This is a genomic window from Paenibacillus profundus (genome assembly GCF_021369635.1).
Lineage (GTDB): Bacteria > Bacillota > Bacilli > Paenibacillales > Paenibacillaceae > Paenibacillus_B > Paenibacillus_B profundus.
Window position 1 is genome coordinate 27,645 of record NZ_JAJNBZ010000043.1, and the last position, 15,622, is coordinate 43,266.

16 protein-coding genes are annotated in these 15,622 nt (G+C 47.8%); 4 read left to right on the forward strand and 12 right to left on the reverse strand.

Annotated elements, in window-relative coordinates; genetic code table 11:
- Positions 1–8: 8 nt before the first annotated feature.
- The 5 genes from LQV63_RS28155 to LQV63_RS28175 all read right to left on the reverse strand — a co-directional run bounded on the left by LQV63_RS28155 (position 9) and on the right by LQV63_RS28175 (position 4,810).
- Positions 9–1,262 (reverse strand): aspartate kinase, encoded by a 1,254-nt coding sequence (locus tag LQV63_RS28155; RefSeq protein ID WP_233699192.1) that lies wholly within the window; start codon positions 1,260–1,262, stop codon positions 9–11.
- 560 nt (positions 1,263–1,822) lie between these two features.
- On the reverse strand, positions 1,823–2,380 hold the full coding sequence (efp, locus tag LQV63_RS28160; protein ID WP_019422935.1) for an elongation factor P: 558 nt from the start codon (positions 2,378–2,380) through the stop codon (positions 1,823–1,825).
- A gap of 124 nt (positions 2,381–2,504) precedes the next feature.
- A complete protein-coding gene (locus tag LQV63_RS28165) occupies positions 2,505–3,581 on the reverse strand; it encodes a M24 family metallopeptidase (RefSeq protein ID WP_233699193.1) in 1,077 nt (358 codons plus the stop codon).
- 30 nt (positions 3,582–3,611) lie between these two features.
- A complete protein-coding gene (gene aroQ, locus LQV63_RS28170; RefSeq protein WP_019422937.1) occupies positions 3,612–4,076 on the reverse strand; it encodes a type II 3-dehydroquinate dehydratase in 465 nt (154 codons plus the stop codon).
- A gap of 116 nt (positions 4,077–4,192) precedes the next feature.
- Positions 4,193–4,810: a YqhR family membrane protein gene (locus tag LQV63_RS28175; RefSeq protein ID WP_233699194.1), complete on the reverse strand. Its 618-nt coding sequence runs from the start codon at positions 4,808–4,810 to the stop codon at positions 4,193–4,195.
- A 173-nt stretch (positions 4,811–4,983) separates the two neighbouring features.
- Here LQV63_RS28175 and LQV63_RS28180 point away from each other — a divergent pair, with 173 nt between their 5' ends.
- The gene (locus LQV63_RS28180; protein WP_233699195.1) at positions 4,984–5,931 is read left to right on the forward strand and encodes a DUF1385 domain-containing protein; all 948 of its coding nucleotides are present in this window, start codon (positions 4,984–4,986) and stop codon (positions 5,929–5,931) included.
- 24 nt (positions 5,932–5,955) lie between these two features.
- On the forward strand, positions 5,956–6,249 hold the full coding sequence (locus LQV63_RS28185; RefSeq protein ID WP_233699196.1) for a hypothetical protein: 294 nt from the start codon (positions 5,956–5,958) through the stop codon (positions 6,247–6,249).
- A gap of 60 nt (positions 6,250–6,309) precedes the next feature.
- Here the strand turns inward: LQV63_RS28185 and LQV63_RS28190 are convergent, their stop codons facing one another.
- The 3 genes from LQV63_RS28190 to mntR form a co-directional block, all read right to left on the reverse strand.
- Positions 6,310–7,287: a patatin-like phospholipase family protein gene (locus tag LQV63_RS28190; protein ID WP_019422941.1), complete on the reverse strand. Its 978-nt coding sequence runs from the start codon at positions 7,285–7,287 to the stop codon at positions 6,310–6,312.
- 154 nt (positions 7,288–7,441) lie between these two features.
- Positions 7,442–9,028: a family 10 glycosylhydrolase gene (locus tag LQV63_RS28195; protein WP_233699197.1), complete on the reverse strand. Its 1,587-nt coding sequence runs from the start codon at positions 9,026–9,028 to the stop codon at positions 7,442–7,444.
- 96 nt (positions 9,029–9,124) lie between these two features.
- The gene (gene mntR, locus LQV63_RS28200; RefSeq protein ID WP_019422943.1) at positions 9,125–9,550 is read right to left on the reverse strand and encodes a transcriptional regulator MntR; all 426 of its coding nucleotides are present in this window, start codon (positions 9,548–9,550) and stop codon (positions 9,125–9,127) included.
- Positions 9,551–9,751: 201 nt separating this feature from the next.
- Between mntR and splB the strand changes: the two genes are divergently transcribed.
- Positions 9,752–10,834 carry a spore photoproduct lyase gene (gene splB, locus LQV63_RS28205; RefSeq protein ID WP_019422944.1) on the forward strand — a complete coding sequence of 361 codons (1,083 nt, stop codon included), beginning with the start codon at positions 9,752–9,754 and terminating at the stop codon, positions 10,832–10,834.
- Between the two features lie 61 nt (positions 10,835–10,895).
- On the opposite strand, the gene LQV63_RS28210 is transcribed toward splB, so the two are convergent.
- From LQV63_RS28210 to LQV63_RS28225, 4 genes are all read right to left on the reverse strand, one after another.
- On the reverse strand, positions 10,896–11,612 hold the full coding sequence (locus LQV63_RS28210; protein WP_233699198.1) for a cytochrome c biogenesis CcdA family protein: 717 nt from the start codon (positions 11,610–11,612) through the stop codon (positions 10,896–10,898).
- Positions 11,613–11,671: 59 nt separating this feature from the next.
- A complete protein-coding gene (locus LQV63_RS28215) occupies positions 11,672–12,475 on the reverse strand; it encodes a metal ABC transporter permease (RefSeq protein WP_026011199.1) in 804 nt (267 codons plus the stop codon).
- A gap of 143 nt (positions 12,476–12,618) precedes the next feature.
- Complete coding sequence (locus LQV63_RS28220) at positions 12,619–13,365, reverse strand: metal ABC transporter ATP-binding protein (RefSeq protein WP_019422947.1); 747 nt, start codon at positions 13,363–13,365, stop codon at positions 12,619–12,621.
- Positions 13,366–13,425: 60 nt separating this feature from the next.
- Positions 13,426–14,427 carry a metal ABC transporter substrate-binding protein gene (locus tag LQV63_RS28225; RefSeq protein ID WP_233699199.1) on the reverse strand — a complete coding sequence of 334 codons (1,002 nt, stop codon included), beginning with the start codon at positions 14,425–14,427 and terminating at the stop codon, positions 13,426–13,428.
- A 285-nt stretch (positions 14,428–14,712) separates the two neighbouring features.
- Here LQV63_RS28225 and LQV63_RS28230 point away from each other — a divergent pair, with 285 nt between their 5' ends.
- Complete coding sequence (locus LQV63_RS28230) at positions 14,713–15,525, forward strand: undecaprenyl-diphosphate phosphatase (protein ID WP_233699200.1); 813 nt, start codon at positions 14,713–14,715, stop codon at positions 15,523–15,525.
- The last annotated feature ends 97 nt before the right edge of the window (positions 15,526–15,622 follow it).

The window sequence follows — 15,622 nt, forward strand, 5'->3', positions numbered from 1 at the left end:
ACCGTTGCTTAGCGTCGATCTTTCGGGCCGCCGACGAATGCCTGCTCCAATGTGTCCAAGCCATAAGCTGTGTGGAGCGCGCGGATAATATCATGGATGTTGTCCGCAGCCACCACGCAGGACACTTTAATCTCGGACGTGCTGACCATCTTGATGCTGACCCCTGTCTCGGAGATGACTTTGAACATCTTCGCTGCAACACCTGGATGACTGACCATGCCCGCCCCTACGATAGAAATCTTCACCAAATCAACTTCGGACGTAACTTCCCGATACGGAACCTCTGCTCGAATCTGTTCAAGCACGGCAATCGCGCGTTCACAGTCATGAAGATCCGTCGTAAAGGAGAAGTCTGCCTCACCATCTTGCACACCGCTCTGCACGATAATATCGACATCAATATGCGCATCTGCGAGCGCTCCGAACATGTTCGCCAACACACCCGGCAGATCAGCAACGCCGAGTACACTAATTCGTGCTACGTTCTTATCATAAGCGATGCCGCTGACGACGACGCCTTGTTCCATAATCGCTTCCTCCTTCACATAGGTCCCTTCATTATGGTTGAAGCTTGAGCGAACAACGATGCATACGTTGTTGTGCTTCGCATACTCAACCGCCCGCGGATGCAGAACTGCCGCGCCTAAATGAGCCAACTCCAGCATCTCATCATACGAAATCTCTTTTAATTTGCGGGCACATCGTACGATACGAGGATCTGTCGAATAGATTCCGTCCACGTCCGTATAAATCTCACAGACATCCGCTTCGATGGCTGCAGCTAGGGCGACGGCCGTCGTGTCTGAGCCTCCACGGCCCAAGGTCGTAATCTCACCTCTGTTCGTCATGCCTTGAAATCCGGCTACAATTACAATTTGCCCGTCATGCAATGCGTTCTTCACTCGTTCAGGCTGAATATCCTGAATGCGGGCTTTGCCGTGTGTTTCATCTGTGCGGAAGCCTGCCTGCCATCCCGTCATCGATACTGCATCATGACCTTGTTGATGGATGGCTATGGATAGAAGGGCGACAGATATTTGTTCCCCTGTCGTGAGAAGCATGTCCATCTCGCGCGCAGGCGGATTCTCATTCAAATTCCTGGATTGATCGATTAATTCGTCCGTCGTATCCCCCATCGCGGAGACGACGACGACGCATTGGTGGCCTTGTTCTTTTTTTTCAATGATTCGTTTGGCAACCCGCTTCAACCGTTCGAGATCTCCGACAGAACTGCCCCCGAATTTCATGACGTATAGTGCCACGCTGACTCACTCCCACCCATGTAAACTGTATGATGCTTTCATTTAATTGCATATTATAGCATGTTTTTATTCGTATGGTGGAAAAAATATATGAAAATCTGCACGGTCTGGCATGTTCGGATTCTGACCTGCGGGGAGAGTGGCTCCAAGCAATGAGATAACGTGTTCGTTTGGCAAACACAGACTGCCCTAAAAAAGCATTCACGAAATCACTTTAGGCATACTCACATTTCCGTTACCTAAAATGGATTCTGTTTAGAAATTACTCCTTGAAAATTTAAAATATATTCCTTTCTACGCTACGCTAGTTTAATAATTCCCTTCCTCCCTGTATTGTTTAATACGTTTCAAACTTTAAATAACAGCACCCGGTTACTTGGATGGCCATTAAAATTCATCTGGTATAGAGACACAGACTTCCCATCGCATGTACTGTATTTGTTTAGCCTTAAGTTTTTTTCCAAAACCCAATATAAATTGGAGCTGTACTTGCCTGATGCTACATCAAAACAGAAAAAAGCTATGAGCACAATTACACTCATAGCCTTAGTGCACTTCCATTATGCGCGTGAAATATATTTGCCTTCACGCGTATCAATCAAGAGAACGTCGCCTTCGTTAATGAAGAGCGGCACTTGGACGTTCAATCCGGTTTCCACAGTCGCATTCTTCGTCGCGCCTTGAGCCGTGTTCCCTTTTACGCCAGGTTCAGTCTCGGTAACTTGCAGTTCAACGCTATTTGGTAAGTTAATACCTAAAATTTCGCCTTGATAGCTAACAATGTTAACGATCATGTTGTCTTTCAAGAAATTAATTTCCCATTCCAATTGCTCCTTGGTCAAGGAGAATTGGTCATAAGATTCGTTATCCATAAACGTATATTCGTCACCGCTGTTATACAAATATTGCACTTCGCGATTATCGATTTGCGCGCGTCCGATCGTTTCTCCCGCACGGAACGTCTTCTCAACTACGTTTCCGTTGCGCAAGTTACGCAATTTGGAGCGTACAAACGCTGCGCCTTTACCTGGCTTTACATGCTGGAAGTCTACGACGGAGAAGATGTCACCGTCCACTACCACTGTCAAGCCTGTCTTAAAATCGTTAACTGATATCACTGTAAATTCCCTCCTACATGCATGGCAACCCCGTTTATCCATTATGACGCCGAGAACCGTCAAGAAGCGGGTTCATTCATTGCCTGCGTAAGGCCATGCCGAACCCGCACTGCCGAATCGGTCATTACATGTCTAATACGAGCAGTTGTTTCGTGGATTGTGTTATTATTTCAATCCCGTTGTCCGTGATGACGATATCGTCTTCGATTCGCACCCCGCCGAATCCAGGCAAGTAAATGCCAGGTTCCACCGTTACGGTCATACCGGGAGTTAACACCTGATCGCTAGTATGAGCCACTCTTGGAAACTCATGAATTTCCATGCCCAAGCCATGTCCCAGACTGTGACCGAAATTGTCTCCGTAACCATATCCCTTGATAACATCGCGCGCGAGAGCATCAGCTTCGCGGCCCGTCATTCCCGGGCGGATGTGCTCTAGCGCCTTCAGCTGCGCTTCAAGCACGATACTGTAAATCTCGTTATGCTTGTCGCTCGGTGTCCCGAGCACGACGGTGCGGGTCAGATCAGAGCAGTACCCTTTATACAGCGCACCAAAGTCGAATTTGATGAATTCATTGCCTTGAATGATGCGGTCGCTTGCCACGCCGTGCGGCAAGGCGGAACGCTCGCCGGAAGCGACAATGGTGTCGAAGGAGCTCGATGTCGCGCCGTTTTTGCGCATGAAGAATTCCATCTCCAACGCTAATTCCTTCTCACTCACACCCGGCTTGATGAAGTTCAGGATGTGACTGAACGTCTTATCTGCAAGCTGCGCTGCTTCTCGCATGACAGCCAGTTCATCGGCATCCTTAATCATACGCAGATCTTCGATAATACCGCTGACTGGCACGAGTTCCACAGGCTTCAATTGCTCCTGATAAGAAGTATAAGTCGAATAAGTCACATGATCCTGCTCGAAGCCGAGCCGCTTAATATTCATTTCCGACAGAAGCTGCTTCAGCGTATCCGTCATCCGAAGCGCATGTTCAACAACCTCGAATTCCTTCGCTTGCTCGGAGGCTTGCGTCGTATAACGGAAATCGGTCATGAACACGGCGCGGTCTTTCGTAATGACGACGTAACCAGCTGAGCCTGTAAATCCGGACAAGTAGCTTCGATTCACCGCGCTCGCGATGAACATAGCTTCCAAGCCTTTCGTTTCCATTGCATGTCTTAATCGAGTCAATCGTGGTTGGCTCATCTTCTCATCATCTCCTGACGCACTTCATATTTACGTTTCGGACGGGGCCGCAGCCGTATGCGAAGACACATAACGGTGCAATGCGATTAACCCCAATTCATAGCTAAGCGACCCAAATCCAGCGATCTGACCGACAACGACGGGTGCAGTTACCGAGACGTGACGGAATTCCTCACGCTTATGTATGTTGGACATATGAACTTCTACGGTCGGAATACTTACGGTGCTGATGGCGTCCCGCAGTGCATAACTATAATGTGTTAACGCTCCAGGGTTGATCATAATGCCGTCACATTTGCCGTAAGCAGCGTGGATGCGGTCAATGATTGCGCCTTCGTGATTGCTCTGGAACGTCTCTAATTGAACGTCCATCTCCTGCGCCATTTGTTCAAGCCGTGCTTCAATCGCAGCTAACGATTCGCTGCCGTAGACACCTGGCTCTCGAATGCCGAGCATATTTAAGTTCGGACCGTTCAGTACCAAATAGCAAGCCAAGCAGATCCCACCTCTCCAGCGTATCGTCAACAGACGAATCCTCACGTATTTTATCATACGAAGCAAGAAATGAGAAGAACTAAAGCATAAAGTTGAATGAAAACCATTTCATGGATTCACATGACCGGTTCAGGCTGCTTCCCTTCCGAATTTGAGCCGTAGCCGCCGCCAGATTTATCATTGCTCCCAGTGGTCGGTCCCTGATCGCCGCCTTGATTACTGCCTTGTTTTTGCGATTTGGCATCATCGGGCTCACGCAATCGTTCATCATTGAATTCTGTAGCAACCGTATATCCAATGAACAGCCCCCATAAAAGCATGGTGCAGGCTTCCGTCCAAATCGTATTCCACGTTGTCTGCCGTACGGGAGGCATGAGCCCTATCCACGGACCAATAGCGACAAATAGCAGAAACCACCATGCCAGCCCATACAACATGCCTGCCCATGGACCTGGAATCTTCCGCATGAACAATGTATACAAAATGGCTGCCGCTATAGAGAAGAAGATAAAGAAAACCAGACCTGCAGCCTGCCCCTTTATCGTAGTCAAGTACTCATGCTTGTAAAAAGGTTCAACCAGAAAGCCAGGTACAACGATTGTAAATTGAAACAAATAAGATAGCCAATGCAAGCCCCCCCATATCAACCCTGCAAAAAATCCGAGCTGAAGCGCAAATTTTAATGGGTTCGTCCGCTTCTGCTGTCTTACCTGTCTAGCTTGCTGCTGATTCATCCGTTGAAGCCCACCTCTCATGTGCGATCTTTCATGTAGTATGCTCCACTGTAGAATTATAGATTACAATCATGATTACAATCATGGTGTGGAAAACGGCAAAGAAATTCGTTACAATAAAATTATTACAATTTGGATTTATCGGGAATGCACAATTAAGGATGGTGAAACGATTGTCTCAAGAAACAAAAGCAAATTACGGAGGACAGGCCGTTATTGAAGGCGTAATGTTCGCCGGCAGACATGTAAATGTGACGGCCGTTCGACGTAAAAATAACGAGATTACTTTTTACGAAGTACCGCGGCAAGATAAGCCCTGGATGAATAAGTTGAAGAAGATTCCGTTCATCCGCGGCATTGTGGGCATCTTTGACGCCAGTGCCAAAGGGTATCAACATTTGAATTACGCTGCAGAGAAGTATGCGGAAGATGAGGAAGGCCCGGAAGCGAATCCGCAAGACAAGCAAGAGTCCAAGTGGAATCTGGCAATGATTGTCGGTGTGGCGGTAGTCGGCGTATTGTCGCTCGTATTCAGCAAGATCATCTTCACTGCCGTTCCTGCCATAATTGAAGAATTGCTGCTCGGCAAGGCATTCGACAACCGTGTCGTGCACACATTGATTGAAGGTCTTATCAAAATCGCCTTTCTGCTCGGCTACCTATGGCTGATTGCCAAGACACCGATCATTAAGCGATTGTTCCAGTACCACGGAGCAGAGCATAAGGTTATTACTGCCTATGAAGCAGGCGTTGACCTGACAGTGAAGAACGTTCAGAAGTTCAATACATTGCATTACCGCTGCGGCAGCAGCTTTATTATCTTATCCGTCATTATTGGTGTCGTGATTTACTCATTCATCCCATATGATAACTTATGGGAGCGCGTGTATCCGCGCCTGCTGCTTATTCCGGTCGTCATTGGCATATCATACGAATTTTTGCGGCTGACCAATGCGCTGCGAGACGTCCCTGTCTTGCGTTGGCTCGGATATCCTGGTCTGTGGCTGCAGCTCTTGACGACAAAGCAGCCTGAGGATGACCAGGTTGAAGTATCCATTGCTTCCTTTAACCGTATGCGTGAATTGGATAAAGAACTGGTAAGCAATAATGCAGCTTCCTAAACCCAAGCGAAAGGGATGAAGACGATGGCTCCACGTTGGTTATTATATGTACTCGTCCTATTCGTCGGAATCGGTATATTTAGTAGCTTTAGGCAGGATCCGTTATACGTCCTCATCCCTATTGTGCTTATTGCAGTGATTTGGCTGCTCTACCGATTCGGACCGAAGCGCAACACCCAGAGAGTGAAGAAGTCTGCTCAGACAGAAGCGAAGCTAAAAGGAACACAGCCAAAAAAGCGCGTGCGCAGCCGTTCACAGGCATCGCTGCGTGTCATTGACGGACAAAAGTCAAAAGAAACGAAGAAGCAATCGAAATAAACAAAAGACAGCGCAGCAGACGGGAAATCCCGATGCTGCGCTGTCTTTTTGTTAGCGTGCCTATACTTTGATAACCTTCGTGCAGAACGCTTGATACATTTGTTCGTAATTGCCGTAATCCCACTCGTCAAAAAATTTCGTCCCCGCACTCAGGCCGGATTCGTACAACGCCATGCTTTCTTTTAGCGTCAAATCGAATTCCGTCGTTCCGATGCCAAGCGTCGGGATTTTAATGGTGCGAAACCGATTCTGTTTATCGATATAACGCTGATCATGAGCCGACATCATCGTTTCGAACATCGCCTGCAGCATCGTAATAAGCCCTGTAATCCGGTTAGGCTGATTTTCTTTCTTCCCCACCATTTGGAACCCGATCGTCGGCATGATGCGCCTCGTCTTCGGATCGCGCTCATCGTCGAACAGCCACAACGGAAAGTTGCTTAGCATCCCGCCGTCGACAATATAGGCGAACTGCTTATTGAACGGCTTGCTGCGTCCGCGCGGAGTATGATGGGCATAGCGAATGATGACAGGATCAAAAAAGTATGGAATGCTTGTGCTCATTCGAACCGCTTGGCTGATAAGCATTTGATTTGGCTCAATGCCATACTGTTTGATATCGTCAGGCAAGACCAGCAGACGGCCATTCGAAATATCCGAAGCGATTATACGAAGCTGATTGTTCTTCAAATCGCCGAAGGTGCGGATGTTTTTTTTCAATAGACAAGCATGAATCCACTGCTCCAGCCGTTCACCAGAATATAGCCCCTTCTTGAACAGCAATCTGGCTGCAGGTCCAATCCACTTCACTTGAAAAATGGGTGCACGCTGTAAAAACGATGAGAAGGGCATATCCAAAATGAGCCGCTGCAATTCTTCAGCCGAATAACCGGCTGCGATCAATGCAGCGACGACGGATCCAGAGGAGGTCCCTGCGACGTGCCTGAATCGGATACCGTTCAACTCCGCCGCACGAACTGCGCCTGCTAACGAAATGCCCTTAACGCCTCCGCCCTCAAATACGGCATTAATGTACATCGCCCATGACCCCTTCCCGCCTGCCTACTGTTATGTATGCACGGCGGGAGGAGGATATGTCCATTTCCCGTTACAACTTTAATAAAAAAAATTATGATTACCATTGAAATGCGTTTAAATAAGGTCACGTTTCAAGCTAGACGCGATAAAATTATTATTGTTTATAATATTGCTGTAAACGATCCGATACCTGCTTCGTGTTCTTCATTAAATCTGTAGCGCTAAAGAAAATGCTGCCTGCGATATTATTGTATTGCTTGTTGTAATCAAGCTGTTTTACGAGCACATCCGCACTGCTCCAGTCCTTCTCCTTCGCATCTGTCAATTTATAAGCGGCATGTCCGATATATAAATCAACGCCGGTACCCGCCGTTTCTTTGACCCACCAATCTACAAGCGTATCGTATGAAGCGGCCGTATGACCGATATGCCAATATACTTGGGGAGCGATATAGTCGATCCAACCATTCTTAATCCACGTTCTCGTATCCGCATATAAATTGTCATAGCTGCTTACCCCTGCTTTCGTTGCTGAGCCTGTCGGATCAGCACTGGAGTTCCGCCAGACGCCGAATGGGCTGATGCCGAATTTCACTTGCGGTTTCGACGCTTTAATGTCCTCGCTCAGCGTCTGCACGAATTGATTGACATTGCTTCGCCGCCAATCCGCTTTGTTATTGAATACTTTGTTGTATTTGCGGTATGTATCCTCATCCTTGAACGGTTCCTTATCTTCACCGTACGGATAGAAGTAATCGTCCAGATGGACGCCGTCGATGTCATACTGTGTCACGACCTCCATAATCGTATCCGCAATGAAGCTTCTTGCTTCCGGTACGCCTGGATTATACAGCAGCTTGCCGCTATGTTTGACGACCCATTCCGGATGCTGCTTCGCCGGATGATCATCAACAAGTTTATCAAGATTGCCTTGAACGCTTATGCGATACGGATTAAACCAAGCGTGAAACTCCATCCCTCGTTTATGAGTCTCTTCTACCATGAAGGCGAGCGGATCATAACCCGGGTCTTGTCCCTGTTTGCCTGTCAGCCATTCCGACCATGGCAGAAGCTTCGATGGGTAAAAGGCGTCCGATGTCGGGCGAACCTGAACAAATACGGAATTCATTCCCATCTGCTTCAGCTTGTCCAGCATATCGACATATTGCTGCTTCTGCTGCTCGGCGTTAAAGCCGGACTTGCGCGGATCTTGCGGCCAATCGATATTGTAAACCGTCGATATCCATGTTCCTTTCAAGCCGTCCATATGGATTTCTTCGCCGACATCCTCGCTGCTGCTCCCAGTCACTAGCGTAACCGTTCGCGTGTTCTTGTCCCAATTAACCGGCACGCCGACATTTTCACTAATGAACCGAAGAGGAACCATCGTGCGGCCCGCATTCATCGTGGCGCCGACATCCAATTCCTTATTTTCACCGTTTACATCCGCCAAGCTGCTGCCCAGCGTTAACTTGATTACGGTGCCGTCCTTGCGGAACTCTACCTGCCTATTCGTTGGATCCCAGTCGACTCCCGCTCCAATCGCTTCCCCGACGGCCCGAAAAGGCAGCATTGTCACATTTTTGCCCGGAACGATATAAGGCGCTGCATCCGTCTCCAGACGGCGCTGATTGACGAAGATGCTTACATCGTCGGCTGCCGCTGCCGCAAGCACAGGCAGCGACGTGCTCAGCATCATCGCTGCGCATGTGCCCATCAGTATTCGTTTGACATTGTTCATGATCCGTAACCTCTCCCTTACATGTGATGAGTAAAAACTGCTCTCCTTGTATTAGACGCAAAAAATAAAACATCTGTTTCGCTTGAAACAGATGTTTTACGATTCAACTTCCAATTCACTGCGCACGCTGTTCAACGCTGCCACTCGTTCCGGATCACGTTGGAAGTATTCAACCAGCGCTTCAATGCAAGTAATCGAATCCCAGCTTAAGTGATGCTCGATTCCTTCCACATCTGTATAAATATGCTCGTCCTGCACTCCAATCAACTCTAAAAAATGCTCGAGCAGCTGGTGTCTGTCAACCAAGCGCTTGCCGATCTTCTTTCCTTTGCTCGTAAGAACAAGGCCCCGATATTTTTCATATATGAGATATTGATCTTTATCGAGTTTCTGAATCATCTTGGTTACGGATGACGGATGTACCTCCAGTCCTTCCGCGATGTCTGATACGCGAGCGTAGCCCTTTTCGTCGATCAGTTTATAGATGCGCTCCAAATAATCTTCCATGCTTGGTGTAGGCATCAAGATTCCCTCATTTCATTCCACATTAAAAAAACTCCAGCCGGAGCAGAATAGTGCACCTCTAAGTTTACATTGTTTCTCGAACAAGTTCAACCTTCCCCGTAAATACGACATTTACCAGTCGATTACTCCACTTCGAATACACAAACTATATTGGACTGCACACACATTGCTAATACAAAAGGAAGGGAGGATATGCGCATGCCAACCCAGAAGGTTGTTCCGGCCTCCGCCACCACAAGCCGCTCCCCTCGCGCCACGTTGAAATTCGTGCCAGAGCTCGTCTATTTTGAACCAGATGCGTTAGATTATCCGAAAGGCAAGCAAATTATGGATTGGGTCACAGCGCAAGGGATTGAGTATCAAATGACCACCTCTCATAACCGAATTACTAATTTGCCCGGAGAAACCGATGTAGAGAAATATCGAATCGCCAAACGCACGCTTGTTGTCGGTGTGCGCAAAACATTACATTTCGATCAATCTAAACCATCGGCGGAATATGCAATTCCTATCGGAACAGGCTGCATCGGGCATTGCCATTATTGTTACTTGCAAACAACGCTAGGCGCCAAGCCATATATACGGGTATATGTCAATACAGATGACGTGTGGAATGCGGCAAAGCGTTATATCGAAGAAAGAAAGCCTGAGGTTACACGGTTCGAAGCGTCGTGTACATCCGACCCGTTAAGTCTCGAACACATTACAGGCAGCTTGTCTGATCTGATCGAAAGAATGGGACAGGAGGAATTCGGACGCCTTCGCTTCGTCACCAAGTATCATCATGTTGAACCCCTGCTTCACCTGAATCATAATCGCCGCACAGACGTCCGCTTCAGTGTGAATGCCGATTATGTCATACACCAATTCGAACCTGGAACCTCACGCTTCGAGGAGCGTATTGAAGCTGCAGGCAAAATCGCTCGTGCCGGTTACCCGTTAGGCTTTATCATCGCACCAATCTATTGGTATGAAGGCTGGGAGGACGGATATACAACTTTGATTAAGCGACTAGCGCAATCATTGCCGGAGGAAGCGAAATGGGACTTGACGTTTGAGCTCATCCAGCACCGCTTCACGAAAACAGCCAAATCTGTCATAGAGAAGCGATATCCGAAGAGCAAGCTTGAAATGAAGGAAGAGGAACGCAAGTACAAATGGGGCCGTTGGGGACAAGGGAAATATGTTTATCCGGATGAGAAGGCCGGCGTGTTAAAGTCATTCATTTCGGAACAAATTTACGAGCATTTCCCGACTTCCCGCATCCTTTACTTCACGTGATGAAAAAAACCGTGTGCTCTTGGTAGGAATAAGAGCACACGGTCTATCGGTTAATGAATGTCTATGTAAGATTTCGCAACCAATCAGGCGTAATTTGCTGCAGCCAAATATTGAGCTGGTTCAAATGATCCGTAAAGAGTAGCACTCCCATTATGATCATGATGCCACCGCCTAGTTTCATCATGATACCGGAATATTTCGTAAGCCAGCGGGTCGAACCAATAAAGAACGATAAAATAAAAAACGGCAAACCGAATCCGATGCAGTAAGCTGTGGTCATCAAGATGCCCATGCTGGGCTCTGAGGCGGTCAGAGAAAAAATGGCCCCCAAAATCGGCCCTACACAAGGCGACCAGCCTGCTGAGAAGCCCATTCCGAATAAGAACGAACCGAAATAGCCCCCTTTTTTGCTGACATCGAGCTTCCAATCCTTCATGAGCATCTGCGGACGGAATATACCGAGTAAGATGAGCCCCATCACCAAAATCAATATCGCTGAAATTTGCCGCACCACATCCCTGTATTGGGACAAAAAGGATCCCAAGAAGGTGGCACTCAGTCCTAACGTGTAGAACACGACGCTAATTCCGAGAATGAAGAACAGCGTATGCGTCATCGTCTTCCATTTGACTGCCCGCGTGTTCTGCTCATTCTTCAACTCATTGACCGACATTCCGGTAATAATCGAAATGTACGAAGGATACAACGGCAAGCAGCAGGGAGAAATAAATGATACCACTCCCGCCCAAAATGCAATCCACACCGTAATATCCGCCATTGAAACCGCCTCCTCCCGCGCAAGCTTGCATGGAGCTGTATTTCGTCATGCAAGCACCGTTATACTTTTACCCCGCGGCGTATTACTAAGGTCAATATTAACACGGCAATGAGCAGAAGGACAATCGTTGCCCCTGGTGCCAAATTCCAAATACCTGCTGTCAGCAGTCCAGCAACGACGGCGAACTCTGCCACCAACACAGACGTAATGACCGCTTGCTTGAAGCCTCTGGCGACTAACAGGCTCGTGGCGACCGGGATCGTCAATAATGCGGATACGAGCAGAGCCCCCACAATCTTAATCGCTGCGCTGATGACGAGTGCGGTCAGCACGGTTACGGCTAAATTGAGCCAGCGTACCGGCAAGCCATTGACGGCTGCTGCATCTTCGTCAAACGTCAGCATGAACATCTCTTTGAAGAAGATAAGCATAAATATAATGACAATGGCCGTAACGACTCCAACGACCGTCAAGTCCGTGCTGTTCAGTGTATAAATGCTTCCGAACAAATAATTGGTCACATTCGCATTAAAGCTCATACCGAGCGTAAAAAATAACGAAGCCAGCGCTACCCCGCCTGACATAATAACCGCGATGGACAATTCGGCATAGGTTTTGTACGCTTTGCGCAGCTTCTCAATCGCTACCGCACCGAGAAGCGCAAATACGATCCCCATAGCTAGAGGATACACACCGAGCAAAAAGCCGAGCGCTACGCCGGCTATCGTTACGTGCGCAAGCGTGTCGCCGATCATCGATAAACGGCGCAGCACAAGGAACATCCCCATTAACGGCCCGGTCACTCCAATAAGCAAACCACCGATAAGCGCCCGTTGAAAAAATTCAGAACTGATAATATCCAACAATCGTAACGACCCCTTTAAATACGTGTTCAAAAAGACCACTTTTCAGCACCGAGAAGGTTGCAAGAACCCTGCTTCGTGATAAAAGGAGGGCTTTTTGAACTACCCCTTAAATTCAATCCAAGTGCAACACGGCGTTACTCTTAACTGAGCACGCCGTGTGTTAAATCTGGTTCCACACACTCCACATTGTGCGAATGCTTGACATAGAAGTTAAGCTTGCCGCACGTTCCCTTCGGATCACTGCCCAACCACGAATTGACCAGATCCAGATCGTGCGACACCATAATGAACGTCATATGATGATGCTCGTGAAGATGCTGTAATAAATTGAAAAATTCCTTTTGCGTTTGTGCATCTATTCCAACCGTCGGTTCGTCAAGAATGAGCAACTCCGGCTTATTCACCATCGCTCTGGCGAGAAACACACGCTGTTGCTGTCCGCCTGACAACTGCCCGATGCGCTTGTGTGCCAGGTCCTCGATCCGCATCGCACGCAGTGCGTCTTTTGACTGATTGATGTCTTCTTTGGTCAGTCGCCGGAACAAGCGGCTCCGGTTATACATCCCGGACTGCACCACTTCCATAACGGTAGCCGGAAAGAGTGGATTGAACGAGTTTTTCTGCGGAACATAGCCAATCCGCTCCCATTCTTTGAACCGTTGAATTGGTGTGCCAAATAGCTTAACCTCGCCCGATGAGGGACGCAGCAACCCGACCAATAATCGAAGCAACGTGGTCTTGCCCGCACCGTTCGTTCCGATGACACCGACAAAATCCCGCTCATATACCGTAAAATTCACATCTTGAAATACTTGCTGTCCTTCATATCCAAATCCTACATGCTCTAATGAAATCACCTGCTCATGACAGGTGTCAATCGTATTCATCCTCGATTCATCTCGCTTCCTCGTTCAAGCTGTATAAGAGACCGCGCTGAACGTCCATTCTTATTGTAACGCGAGAAGGAGATTTTGCAAATTGCGTTCCATCAACGTCAAATAGTTGTCGCCCGCATCCGCCTGTTCTTTCGTCAGCCCTTCGAGCGGACTCAGCACCAGGATATCGGCTTTCGCTTCGCTTGCTAACGTTTTTGCCAATTGATCCGACACCAACTCTTCGAAAAACACGTATTTAAGCCCTTTCTCCTGAACCAGCTTCGATAACCGCAGCAAATCCTGCGCTCTTGGTTCCGCATCCGGCGTAATTCCCATAATTGCATGCTGAGTCAATCCATAATCACGGCTTAAATATCCGAATGCGTGGTGGGATACGACGATATCACGATGCTTCACATTTTTCAACGACTCTTCGTATTTGGCATCGATAGCTTCAAGCTTCGATTTCAGCTTTTCATAATTACTCTCATACTCAGCTTGGTGCGCCGCATCTTCCTGCACAAGCGCATCTTTCACATTTTTCGCCATTACGAGCGCCGATTTCGGACTCACCCAAGTGTGCGGGTCAGTGCTGCCATGGTCGTGGTCATGCTCATGACCCTCTGCATCGCCATCCTCATGCCCTTCCTCATGGGCATGATCAGCGGATTCTTCATGAGCGCCGTCCGCTTCAATGAGAGCAACGCCCTTGCTTACCTCGATCGTCTTAATTGTCGACGTGGAATCCAATCCTTTCACGAAATCGTCTAGCCAGCCTTCAAATCCGGCTCCGTTCACCATGAGCAGCTGGGACTTTGACGCATTTTGCAAATCGCGGCTTTTTGGCGTCCAATCATGCGGCTCGACACCAGCAGGAATTAAATTAATGGCATTCACATGTTCGCCGCCTATTTCATTAACCATATAATAGATCGGATAAAAGCTCGTAACGACATTGACTTTGCCCTCGACGATGCCCTGCTGAGCGCCGTTCCCGCAGCCGGCCAGCACGAGCATGAAGCTGCACACCAGCACTGCCAGTTTACGAATGTGGGTAGGAGTACGTAGATTCATTGCTTAACTTCCTTTCCATTCCTCTAATTTCCTCTCCTATGCTCATATGTATGAGTGAGCAAGGTGTTCTATCTTCTTCGTAATTATTACTATTAAGATTATAGGCGTGGTTAATTCTATTGTCAATCCCCTTTTTCAATTCATCCCCCTTCTGACTTTGACAACTATCTAGCCACGATTATAAGATGATTACGTGTCTCTTAATCTAGCAGACAAGCAATTTATTAATAGTGCGTGTTCAAAAGAGGGCTTTTTGAACTGCATCTAATTAGGGAGTGAATATTTTTGGAATGGTTGGATTGGCTTAAATATGCAGTGCTCGGTTTGGTGCAAGGGTTCACGGAACCGATTCCGGTATCATCCAGCGGACATTTGGTAATTGCCGAAAAGTTGTTTGGGTTACATATGGAAGGACTCAGCTTTGAAGTGCTCGTCAACTTTGCATCCTTGTTAGCTATTTTGCTCATTTATCGCAAAGATATTGTCAGACTGGCTGTAAATACGTTCCGCTTCATTTTTAAACGCGATCCGGATGCAAAATCGGACTTTATGTTTGTCGTCTATTTAATTCTTGCTACGATTCCTGCAGGTGTCATCGGCGTTGTATTTAAAGATACGATTGCCGATGTATTCAAAGGATTAAAGATTATTGGCGCTACCCTGCTCATCACCGCTCTCGCATTATGGCTCATTCGCAATTTGCGCGGGCGCAAAGGGGACAAAGACTTGTCCTTCGGGGAAACGTTCATCGTCGGTTTGGCGCAATCCGTTGCGCTCATTCCCGGGATCAGCCGTTCCGGGGCCACGATAGTGGCTGCCATGGCATTAGGATGGAAGCAGGAAACGGCACTGCGCTTTTCTTTCTTCCTTTATATCCCGGTCAGTGTGGGAAGTATGATACTTGAAGGGAAAGACATGATAAAGGACCCTATGATGGGTCAATTGATCGGTCCTTATTTGCTCGCTTTTATTTGTTCCTTCGTCGCTTCCTACTTTGCATTGAAGTGGTTCATGGGCTTAATGGCGCGCGGCAATCTGAAATGGTTCTCCGTATACTGCGTCTTCGCCGGATTGTTCGTGCTATTCTTCTTGAACTAGCATTACTAATCGCATTGCAGTCAAAAGAGGCTGTCCCGACAGGTGAACTGCACCCCGTCAAGTAGACAGTACAAAAAATAAAAATCAATTAAGCGGC

Excerpts from the sequence above, each read along its gene's own strand:
- LQV63_RS28165 (WP_233699193.1), bottom strand. The coding sequence starts at position 3,581 with ATGAGCCAACCACGATTGACTCGATTAAGACATGCAATGGAAACGAAA.
- LQV63_RS28175 (WP_233699194.1), bottom strand. The coding sequence starts at position 4,810 with ATGAATCAGCAGCAAGCTAGACAGGTAAGACAGCAGAAGCGGACGAAC.
- LQV63_RS28185 (WP_233699196.1), top strand. The coding sequence starts at position 5,956 with ATGGCTCCACGTTGGTTATTATATGTACTCGTCCTATTCGTCGGAATC.
- LQV63_RS28190 (WP_019422941.1), bottom strand. The coding sequence starts at position 7,287 with ATGTACATTAATGCCGTATTTGAGGGCGGAGGCGTTAAGGGCATTTCG.
- LQV63_RS28195 (WP_233699197.1), bottom strand. The coding sequence starts at position 9,028 with ATGAACAATGTCAAACGAATACTGATGGGCACATGCGCAGCGATGATG.
- mntR (WP_019422943.1), bottom strand. The coding sequence starts at position 9,550 with ATGCCTACACCAAGCATGGAAGATTATTTGGAGCGCATCTATAAACTG.
- splB (WP_019422944.1), top strand. The coding sequence starts at position 9,752 with ATGCCAACCCAGAAGGTTGTTCCGGCCTCCGCCACCACAAGCCGCTCC.
- LQV63_RS28210 (WP_233699198.1), bottom strand. The coding sequence starts at position 11,612 with ATGGCGGATATTACGGTGTGGATTGCATTTTGGGCGGGAGTGGTATCA.
- LQV63_RS28220 (WP_019422947.1), bottom strand. The coding sequence starts at position 13,365 with ATGAATACGATTGACACCTGTCATGAGCAGGTGATTTCATTAGAGCAT.
- LQV63_RS28225 (WP_233699199.1), bottom strand. The coding sequence starts at position 14,427 with ATGAATCTACGTACTCCTACCCACATTCGTAAACTGGCAGTGCTGGTG.